9 protein-coding genes are annotated in these 9,979 nt (G+C 40.6%); 5 read left to right on the plus strand and 4 right to left on the minus strand.

Annotation, left to right across the window (positions count from 1 at the left end; genetic code table 11):
* Positions 1–2 precede the first annotated feature (2 nt).
* The gene (locus tag I2F31_RS09875; RefSeq protein WP_195769014.1) at positions 3–1,076 is read right to left on the minus strand and encodes a PhoH family protein; all 1,074 of its coding nucleotides are present in this window, start codon (positions 1,074–1,076) and stop codon (positions 3–5) included.
* A gap of 40 nt (positions 1,077–1,116) precedes the next feature.
* Entirely contained in the window at positions 1,117–2,574 is a 1,458-nt protein-coding gene (gene miaB / locus I2F31_RS09880) for a tRNA (N6-isopentenyl adenosine(37)-C2)-methylthiotransferase MiaB (protein WP_195769015.1), read from the minus strand.
* 214 nt (positions 2,575–2,788) lie between these two features.
* On the opposite strand from miaB, the gene I2F31_RS09885 reads away from it, so the two are divergent.
* The 3 genes from I2F31_RS09885 (at position 2,789) to I2F31_RS09895 (ending at position 6,612) form a co-directional block, all read left to right on the plus strand.
* A complete protein-coding gene (locus tag I2F31_RS09885; RefSeq protein WP_407647878.1) occupies positions 2,789–4,747 on the plus strand; it encodes a lytic transglycosylase domain-containing protein in 1,959 nt (652 codons plus the stop codon).
* A 71-nt stretch (positions 4,748–4,818) separates the two neighbouring features.
* A complete protein-coding gene (locus tag I2F31_RS09890) occupies positions 4,819–5,484 on the plus strand; it encodes a ribonuclease T2 family protein (protein WP_195769017.1) in 666 nt (221 codons plus the stop codon).
* A gap of 144 nt (positions 5,485–5,628) precedes the next feature.
* Positions 5,629–6,612 carry a malate dehydrogenase gene (locus tag I2F31_RS09895; protein ID WP_195769018.1) on the plus strand — a complete coding sequence of 328 codons (984 nt, stop codon included), beginning with the start codon at positions 5,629–5,631 and terminating at the stop codon, positions 6,610–6,612.
* 43 nt (positions 6,613–6,655) lie between these two features.
* On the opposite strand, the gene I2F31_RS09900 is transcribed toward I2F31_RS09895, so the two are convergent.
* Entirely contained in the window at positions 6,656–7,174 is a 519-nt protein-coding gene (locus I2F31_RS09900) for a hypothetical protein (protein WP_195769019.1), read from the minus strand.
* Between the two features lie 38 nt (positions 7,175–7,212).
* Positions 7,213–7,815 carry a 2OG-Fe(II) oxygenase gene (locus tag I2F31_RS09905; protein WP_195769020.1) on the minus strand — a complete coding sequence of 201 codons (603 nt, stop codon included), beginning with the start codon at positions 7,813–7,815 and terminating at the stop codon, positions 7,213–7,215.
* Positions 7,816–7,926: 111 nt separating this feature from the next.
* On the opposite strand from I2F31_RS09905, the gene I2F31_RS09910 reads away from it, so the two are divergent.
* Positions 7,927–8,784, plus strand: coding sequence for a 23S rRNA (adenine(2030)-N(6))-methyltransferase RlmJ (locus tag I2F31_RS09910; protein WP_195769021.1), 858 nt, complete (start codon positions 7,927–7,929; stop codon positions 8,782–8,784).
* A gap of 34 nt (positions 8,785–8,818) precedes the next feature.
* Positions 8,819–9,634, plus strand: a complete 816-nt coding sequence (pssA, locus tag I2F31_RS09915) for a CDP-diacylglycerol--serine O-phosphatidyltransferase (protein ID WP_195769022.1) — start codon at positions 8,819–8,821, stop codon at positions 9,632–9,634.
* The last annotated feature ends 345 nt before the right edge of the window (positions 9,635–9,979 follow it).

Below are 9,979 nucleotides of genomic sequence, written 5' to 3' on the forward strand. Positions count from 1 at the left end.
AATTAGTGTTGTTGATCGGCTGCAGAATCGTTTTCAGCAATGAGTGCTTCTTGGCGTGCTTTACGTTCGGCACGTTCAGTGGCATTGAGTCGCTGTTGTTCTGAGTCCCAACCCTCATAGGCTTCAACAATTTTTTGTACCAGTTGATGACGTACCACATCACGTGAGTGGAAGCGAGTGATATGAATGTCTGTCACAGGTTCTAAAACACGTAAAGCATGGGCAAGCCCAGACTGATGGCCACGAGGTAAGTCAACTTGGGTAATGTCACCTGTAATCACCGCACGTGAGCCAAAGCCCAAGCGTGTTAAAAACATTTTCATTTGTTCAGGTGTGGTGTTTTGTGCTTCATCTAGAATCACAAAAGAGTGATTGAGTGTACGACCACGCATGTAGGCCAGTGGTGCAACTTCAATCACTTGACGTTCAATCAGTTTCGCCACTTTTTCAAAGCCGAGCATTTCATATAGTGCGTCATATAAAGGGCGTAGGTAGGGGTCAATTTTTTGGGTTAAGTCACCCGGTAAAAAACCGAGTTTCTCACCCGCTTCAACTGCAGGACGTACCAATAAAATACGCTGAATTTCATTGCGTTCGAGCATGTCTGCAGCCGCGGCAACAGCCAAAAAGGTTTTACCTGTACCTGCAGGGCCAATACCAAATGAAATGTCGCTTTGTAAAATACGTTGTACATAGCGTTTTTGATTCGCACCACGCGGGTTGATACGACCTTTACGGGTTTGTAGCCAGACATCGTCTAAGCCCGTATGCTCTTGAGCATCATCATTCATGAGGTCTTGGTCAGTTTGACTGCCTTGAATCATTAAATGAATTTGATCAGCGGTGACTTGTTTTGAGAGTTCAGACTCTTCATAGAGTTTATTGAGCAGTGTTTCAGCACGTGCGACAGTCTCTAAATCCCCATCAACATAAAATGAATCACCTCGGTGAATAATATTGACATCTAGGCGTTGTTCGATTTGTTTTAAATGACTATTGTAAGCACCTAACATTATTTTTAGGTGCTCCATAGAAATACCCGGAAAAGCAACTGTACGTCTTATAGATGTAGTCAAGTGTATCCCTTTTTTTGTGGTTGTTTATCTACCCCTTACATTACGCCACGTCAGCCTCAACATTCAAGAGGCGACCGAAAACAAAATTCAGGGTTTTGATTTCTGTAACTTCCACATCAACGAAACGACCAATTAAACTTGCATCACCTTCAAAGCTGACTAAACGCGTATTATCTGCCGTACCCACAAGGATGTTGTCATCTTTTTGAGAGACATTTTCCACTAAAACACGTTGTACTGTACCGAGCATGGCATCTGTTTTATCAATGCTTGATTTTTTAATCACTTTTTGTACTTGTGCAAGGCGTGCTTTTTTCACTAAATCTGGAATGGTGTCTTCAAGCTCCGCCGCAGGTGTACCCGGACGTTTTGAGTAAATGAAGCTATATGAGTGGTCGAAGTCGAGGTCTTTAATAAACTGGAGTGTTTCATTAAAGTGTTCATCGGTTTCACCGGGGAAGCCAATAATAAAGTCGCTAGACAAATGCATGTCTGGGCGAATTTGACGTAACTTGGCAATTTTGTCGGTGTAGACATCAATTTTGTGGTTACGCTTCATGGCTTGTAGTACATCGTTTGAACCACTTTGCACAGGCAGGTGCAGGTGTGACACCATTTGAGGTAAATCACGGTAGCACTCGATCAGCTCTTCTGAAAACTCAAGTGGGTGAGACGTGGTGTAGCGTAAACGCCCAATGCCTGGGATTGCTGCAACCAAACGCAATAATTCTGCAAATGTACAAATACCACCGTCAAAGGTTTCGCCACGGTAGCCGTTTACGTTTTGCCCAAGTAAAGAAATTTCGCGTACGCCTTTTTCTGCAAGTGTTGCAATTTCTTCAATGACATCGTCTAGTGGACGTGAAACTTCTTCACCACGGGTGTAAGGCACCACACAAAATGAACAGTATTTAGAGCAGCCTTCCATAATAGAAACAAAGGCTTTGTGTCCTTCAACACGTGGCTCAGGTAAAAAGTCAAATTTTTCAATGTCTGGAAATGAAATATCAACCAGTTTAATTTTATCTTTTTTAGGTGTGGCCACTTGTGTTTCGTGCTGATCAAGCATTTGGGGTAAACGGTGTAGCGTTTGTGGACCAAATACCATGTCGACATAGGGTGCACGTTTTTGTATGTTGTCACCCTCTTGTGAGGCAACACAGCCACCAACGCCAATAATCAGGTCAGGATTAGTCTGTTTAAGTTTTCGCCATCTACCCAGTTCACTAAAGACTTTCTCTTGTGCTTTTTCACGAATTGAGCAAGTATTCATAAGTAGAATATCTGCATCATTTGGATTGCTTGTTAGCACGTAACCATGTGAATCGCCGAGTAAATCTGCCATACGGTGACTGTCATATTCATTCATTTGACACCCTTGCGTTTCGATGTACAGCTTTTTAACTGTAGATGGAACTGTGCTGGGGTGCGAATGCTGGTGAACAGTGTTTTCTGAGGCAGCCTCGGTGCGAGATGGAATGAATGTTTGAACCGTCATGTAGGCTCCTAATACAAAAGGTTAAGCATGGAAGCTCATGGCTTCACACAACAGTAAAAAAATAGTGGCATATTCTAGCAGTTTTATTGCAGGGCGAGTAGTTTTTGAGGTAAAGGCGAGGCGATCATTTTGTGAATTACACAACATAACAGCTTATTGATGCCTGAACGATTAAAATCACTATGATATATATCTAATGAGATCAGTTTATTTTATGCGTGATTTATGGGTGCAGTATAAGCAAAAAACTTTTCGATACGTTGCGTTAACGGCGATGGCTTTGTCTGCGAATGACCTGTATGCATCAAATGAACAGTTTAACGATGCCTTAAATGCCAGTAATCGCGGTAACAGTGCTTTGCTCGATCAATATGTCGCCAGCATGCAGTCCGATGTGCTTGGTTATTATCCCGAATACTTTCAACTCAATACTGATTTGGCGACACAACCATCAAGTCGTATTTTAGCGTTTATTCAAAAGTATCCTGATTCTGCGATGGCAGAAAAACTGGCTGCAGATTACGTTGAAGAAAAAGTAAAAATCGCTGATTTTGTCAGTGCTCAACCGATTATTCGCTATGTATCAAACCCTGATGTTGCAGAAAAGTGTGCAGTTGCACAAGTACGGGCACAGTCTGGCGATGATTTGGTCTTTGCTGAATTTAAAGATTTATGGCTGAGTACCAGTACCCAACCAGATAGTTGCTTGGGGCTGATTCGTATGATGCTCAATAGCCCAATAATGACAGCACAAGACAAGCAACAGCGGGTATGGGAGCAACTTAGAGCAGGGCAAATTGGTCTTGCTGTGTCGAGTGCACAGGGCTTGGGTTTAAATTTAACCATCAGTCAACTCATGCAAATTCAAAATAATCCACTCGGTTATTTATGGTCAGCACCAAAAACAAATGATACCGATTACAGCTATCTTATTTTTGCACTTGGGCGTTTAGCGGATACAGATTTAAATACAGCATTGACCAGTGTGAGCCGTACAGTAGAAAACACACCGCCAGATGTACAAAAATACCTGTACCGAACGGTGGCTTATATTGGTGGTACGAGTGTACTGAAAAATAATTTTAATCGTGCAGTTCTAGACGACTTTGATGCCAGTTATGGTTTGCCATTTAGCCCTGAAGAAGCTGAAATTTATGCAAGACAAGCCATTCGTTTTAGTGCGTGGGAAAGTCTCATTCGTGCAATTTCGGTGATGAGCGTGACGCAGCAACAAGAAGACCGTTGGCAGTATTGGCTTGCCCGTGCAGAAGAAAAAAGAAATGATGACGCATCAAAACAGCAAGCCCAAGCGATTTATCAAAACTTAGCGAAAAGTGGCGATGACTACCACAATCTGCTTGCTCAAGAGCATATAGGAAAGTTATATAACCGCGTTGATCAAGCGACAGCATCTGAGAGTGATCAGCAACGTTTGGCTCAAGATCTGAACTTTAATCGTGCTTTTGCTTTAAAACAGGTCGCAGCACCAGCCAGTTTTAGCACCAGAGAATGGAACTGGGCAGTTAGACAAGCGTATTTAAAACAAGATGATGGCTTAATTTTAGCGGCTGCACAAAAAGCTGCATTGATGGGTTGGTATGATCGAGCAATTTATGCGGCAGATCGCACAGTCATTCGTCATAACTATAATTTACGCTATCTTACACCTAACCAAAACGCCGTTTTAATGCATAGTGCTAATGTTGGCTTAGATCCTGCCTGGGCATATGGCTTAATGCGTCAGGAAAGTCGATTTGTGACCAGTGCTCGTTCCAATGTTGGGGCAGGTGGTCTGATGCAAATTATGCCAAATACTGCAAAACTGGTTGCAAAGCAAATGGGTGAAACATATACCCCTTTAGCATTGAGTGATATGAATACCAATGTTCGTTACGGCACATATTATCTTTCTATGATACAAAGCCAGCTCAGTGGTAATGCTGTACTGGCAACGGCTGGGTACAATGCAGGGCCAAATCGTGCATTAAGATGGCAGTCGACAGATCAGGCATTGGTTGCAGATCAATATGTTGAAACCATTCCAATTGATGAAACACGTAATTATGTTAAAAATGTGATGACCAATACCATTCACTATGGTGCAATTTTAGGGCAAGGTAATCAGTACATGAGTAAGTGGATGAAACCGATTCCGCTACGTGGCATCAATTAAGGAATATTGGGGATATACCATATGTTAGATGTTATTGTGCGACCGCAAGTAAAAAGGTCAGTGGTGATGTAATGGCTTGGGCACAACAGTCACGATCTCGCATGTTTTATTGGGTTGTTTTTTTTAGCGGTGTATTTGTTTGCTTTCAGGCTACGGCTGTTTTTGCAAATAAACCACTTGCGAATACAGGTTATATTTTACATATTCAAATGACACCTGCCATTTGTGCACTCGACATTAACCAAAAAAAACAGCGCAAGTGTTTAGAGGGATACTCTTTAACCATTGCCAGTCTCGTGCCAGAAGACTTTGATAACAATTGTATAACGGACTCATCGGCGAGTTTACCGCCATTACAGGCCAAAGTTGTTGCTCGAGTTATTCCAGATGAAGCCTATCGTGTGCAACTTTGGCGAACAATTGGTGGCTGTACACAAATGACGGCATCGCAGTACTTTAGAACTATCATTAACTATGCACAAAACTTAAAAATTCCGACAGTACTTACAGATACAACCTCAAATAATGTGCAAAAAACAGCATTAGAAGGGCAGTTCTTCGCCTTGAATAAAGGTTTGGCTGAACGAAGCGTGATTTTAAGTTGTCAAAAAGAGGGACGTACTGCCTATCTCACTCACGTAAGCATCTGTTATAAAAGTAATGGTCAATTTAAATCGTGTCCAACAACTATGGTATCGAATTGCCCGAATAATATAATGGTTCAAGGAACATATTAAACTGCATTTGTGCTATGAAATGATCATCATTAAATATACATCTTGCCCGAGATTAAAGTACAATCTTGAGCATTTCGTATCAATCAAAGCGTAGTAAACACACGACTTGATTATATTTGTCGCACTCAAATGGAGAAGAACACAATGAAACAGCCCGTTCGCGTTGCCGTTACAGGAGCCGCAGGCCAAATCGGATACAGCTTACTGTTTCGTATTGCAAGTGGTGAGATGTTAGGGAAAGACCAACCTGTTATTTTACAACTATTAGAAATTCCTGTTGAAAAAGCACAGCAAGCACTGCAAGGTGTGAAAATGGAGCTTGATGATTGTGCGTTTCCGCTACTCAGCGACATTATTTGCACAGATGATCCAAACGTCGCATTTAAAGATGCAGATTATGCATTACTTGTTGGTGCTCGTCCTCGTGGGCCAGGTATGGAACGTGCTGACTTACTCCAAGAAAATGCAAAAATCTTTACTGTACAAGGTAAAGCACTCAATGATTATGCAAATAAAAATGTAAAAGTATTGGTTGTGGGTAATCCTGCCAATACGAATGCATATATTGCAATGAAGTCTGCACCAGACTTACCTGCAAAAAACTTTACTGCAATGCTACGTCTAGATCACAACCGTGCTTTAACGCAATTGGCGCAAAAAGCCAATGTTGCGGTTGCGGACATTAAAAAATTAACTGTGTGGGGCAACCATTCACCAACCATGTATGCGGATTATCGTTTTGCTACCGTTAACGGTCAAAGCCTTAAAGCTAAAATTAATGATGATGCATGGAACAAAGATGACTTCTTGCCAACAGTAGGCAAGCGTGGTGCGGCCATTATTAATGCCCGTGGTCTATCTTCAGCTGCTTCAGCTGCCAATGCTGCCATTGACCATATGCGTGATTGGGCATTAGGTACATCAGGTGAGTGGGTGACGATGGGTATCCCTTCAGATGGTTCATATGGTATTCCTGAAGGTGTGATGTATGGTGTACCGGTAACGTGTCAAAATGGTGAATACACACGTGTAGAAGGTTTAGAAATAGATGCCTTTAGCCGTGAGCGTATGGACTTTACGTTACAAGAGCTTGAAGAAGAACGTGCTGCGATTGCTCACTTGCTTTAATAGCAAATCATAAAAAACACCGCTTTTAAAGCGGTGTTTTTTATTAAGAAATATGCTTGTGTATTAAATCTTTAAACCATAATTCATTGTTTAGCGTTTGAAGTGTGGCGTGGTTCAGTAAGCGATTTAAGTCTTTATTGGAGCAAGACAAATACTTGTTTAACCAGTGCCGTGTTAATGCCACCTCATTTTTACACTTACAGGCATATGCAAGCATAAAATAAATATTCGCATGTTTTAAATGTGCCAATGGCTTTAAAATTTGTTGCGTAATGGTGGCAAACTTCACATCAGCTGTTAGCTCATAATACAGCATATAGGCATTAGCCAATGCGAAAGATAAGTTTAAAAATAACTCGGTATCTATCTCTTCAAATTCAATACGTGCTTGCTCTAATAAAGCAATTGCTTCATGCAAAAAGTGTATTTTTTCAGATTTATGCTGACTTAACTCAACTAAAGCCAAACGTAACTCTCCACGTTCTAATGCCAACGTCGCAGAATTTTCTTCCAAATACATCTGGTCTGTTTCACCAATACGTTGAATCAACGATTTACTCATACCACAACCTATATAAAGCACATATATTATTTAGATACTTACCATACTTCATTATCATGACGTAGCCATGCGGTAATAGACAAGCGTTGTTGCTTAGAAACCTGTACCTCATGTAACAAATTACTGTCAAATACCACCATTCGGTTCGGTTTTGGAATAATCACATGCCAATGGTCTTGCTTATCTTGCAAGCGAAGCTCACCACCCCAGTCATCTTGCCAAATATCATGCATATAAAATACAGTTGAAATGATTCGATCATTTTTTTGTTGAGGATTATCTCGATGTAGAGCATATGCCTCACCCACACCATAACGTGCAAAATGAGCCTCAACCTGATTAATACCCATAAAAAAAGCCTGATTAAACACTTTTCCTAATGCCAACAAGTTTTCACGATGTTGTTTTGCAAGCACTTGGGTATCATCAAGCCATAAAATATGATCACTACGAATATGACTGACTACACCATTTTGAATGCCCGCTGCCCTAAACTCATTTAAATGCTGTAAACACTCAGTATTTAACGCCGTAAAAAAATCACTGTCATACACTTGATCAATGACACAAAAACCATAATTATCAATCTGATCCAAGATGAAATCAGTATTCCAACCAAATGGCAAAGAGGTATTAACCATAGTAAAATCGTAACAAAAGCAAAGAATACCTATATTAGAACAGTTTTACCCACAGCATGGAAAAAAAAATTCGTGTTAAGATATAGCCAGAAATGAGGAAAATATACACCTATGAACTATCGTCACCACTTCCATGCGGGTAACTTTGCTGATGTAATGAAGCACGTTCTACTGCTTCAGCTACTTAATCGCTTAAACCAAAAAGACAAGCCGTATTGCTACATCGACACGCATGGCGGTGCGGGAAAATACGACTTATCTAAAGCACCTTCACAAAAGTCAGGTGAATTCTTATCGGGTATTCATCGCTTAACCCAACTGACTGCACAAGAAAAAAAGACTGCACCAGAAACAGTGAAGCACTACCTTAAACTGGTCGATGAACTTAGAGAGCAAGATGGGCAAGGTGCATACCCTGGATCTCCTTGGTTTGCACTCAAAGGTATGAGAGAAACTGACCGTGCAACCATCTTTGAAATGCAGCCTGAAGTTTTTCAACTCTTAGACCATCATATTTATGACAAGCGAGCTGGTCTACATCAACGAGATGCCTACGAAGGCTTGCTTGCTGTCATTCCGCCTAAAGAAAAACGCGGTCTTGTCATGATTGACCCACCGTATGAAATAGAACGTCAAGACTTTCCACAGCTCATAGAACTGCTAAAAAATGCATATACAAAATGGCCTACGGGCGTATTTGCTGTGTGGTATCCAATTAAAGACCGTGTAATGGTTGATCGCTTTTTGAAAAAAATGGCGAACACGGGCATTCGCCGTCAACTTGTTTGTGAAATTTGCGTATGGCCAGATGATACTCCAGTAGGTTTAAATGGCTGTGGTTTACTTGTAATTAATCCGCCTTGGAAATTTGCAGAGCAAGCCAGAGAATCACTGAAATGGTTAGCACCTTATCTAAAAATGCATGATCTTGGTGGTTCGGTTGTTGTTAAAACCACCGTTGGCGAATAACTGTAGTAAATCAGGATATTTAGGAAACCTACAAATGACTAAGACAATAAAGCCAGATGATGAATATTCTGATGATAAACATGATGGGCTTACTTTTGAGGTGATTGAAGAAGAAGACACAAGCGAAGGACAAAAGGTGAAACGCCGTGGTATCTATCTTTGGCCGAACCTAATCACCACAGCGGCAATGTTGTGTGGTTTCTATTCTATTGTTGCAAGCATGGAAAGCCATTATTTACATGCACTGTATGCTATTTTTTTAGCTGCATTTTTAGATGGGTTAGATGGTCGAGTTGCACGAGCAATTGGTGCACAAAGCGCTTTTGGTGAGCAACTTGATTCGTTATCAGATCTTATCGCCTTTGGTTTAGCTCCAGCCATACTTATGTACAGCTGGAGTTTGCATAGTTTAGGTCGAATAGGATTAGCTTGTTGTTTTGTCTATGCCGCTTGTGCTGCTTTTCGTTTGGCTAGATTTAACGTGCAAATTGATGTTGTAGATAAACGCTACTTTATTGGTATCGCAAGTCCACTTGGTGCAATACTTGTTATTTCACTGGTTTGGGTAAGTAGAGACTATCCACACTTATTTGATGTAAAAGATAAAGCCATACAAATTGCATATGCAACTTTTATGGTGATCGTTGGTATTCTTATGGTTTCCAACATGAAATATTACTCATTTAAGCAAGTTGATCGTAGTCGAGTTCCCTTTATTGTCATGTTACCTGTGGTGATGATTCTTGCTGCAATGACCTACAACATACCTGTTGGTATTTTGGTGGTATCGTTACTTTATGTACTCTCTGGCTTTATTACTACATTCTTTGCTAAAGATAAAACTGCCTAAAAGTTTTTTTAACACCAATTTATGTACCCAAATGCATTAAATTGGTGTTTTTTTATCATTAAAGTTTAGTTTTGCATATAAAATATACATGTGATAGAAAAAAATGAATAAAATTATTATAGGGGGTTGCAAAGGGATTAGTTTCGTCTATAATGCGTATCCATCGGCGGTGCTGTTGGAAGAAACTTCTTAATAAACAATATCTTAGTTAATTAGTTTAGGGTTTAGGTCTTAGATTGATTGGTTAAGGGAGTTTAGTTAGGGGGTAGAAAAAACTTTCAAAAAGCATTTGACAAACTTTGGAAACGGAGTAGAATGGCCGACCTAGCTTACTGATGACGAATC

Source organism: Acinetobacter rathckeae (assembly GCF_015627125.1).
Taxonomy (GTDB): Bacteria; Pseudomonadota; Gammaproteobacteria; order Pseudomonadales; family Moraxellaceae; genus Acinetobacter; species Acinetobacter rathckeae.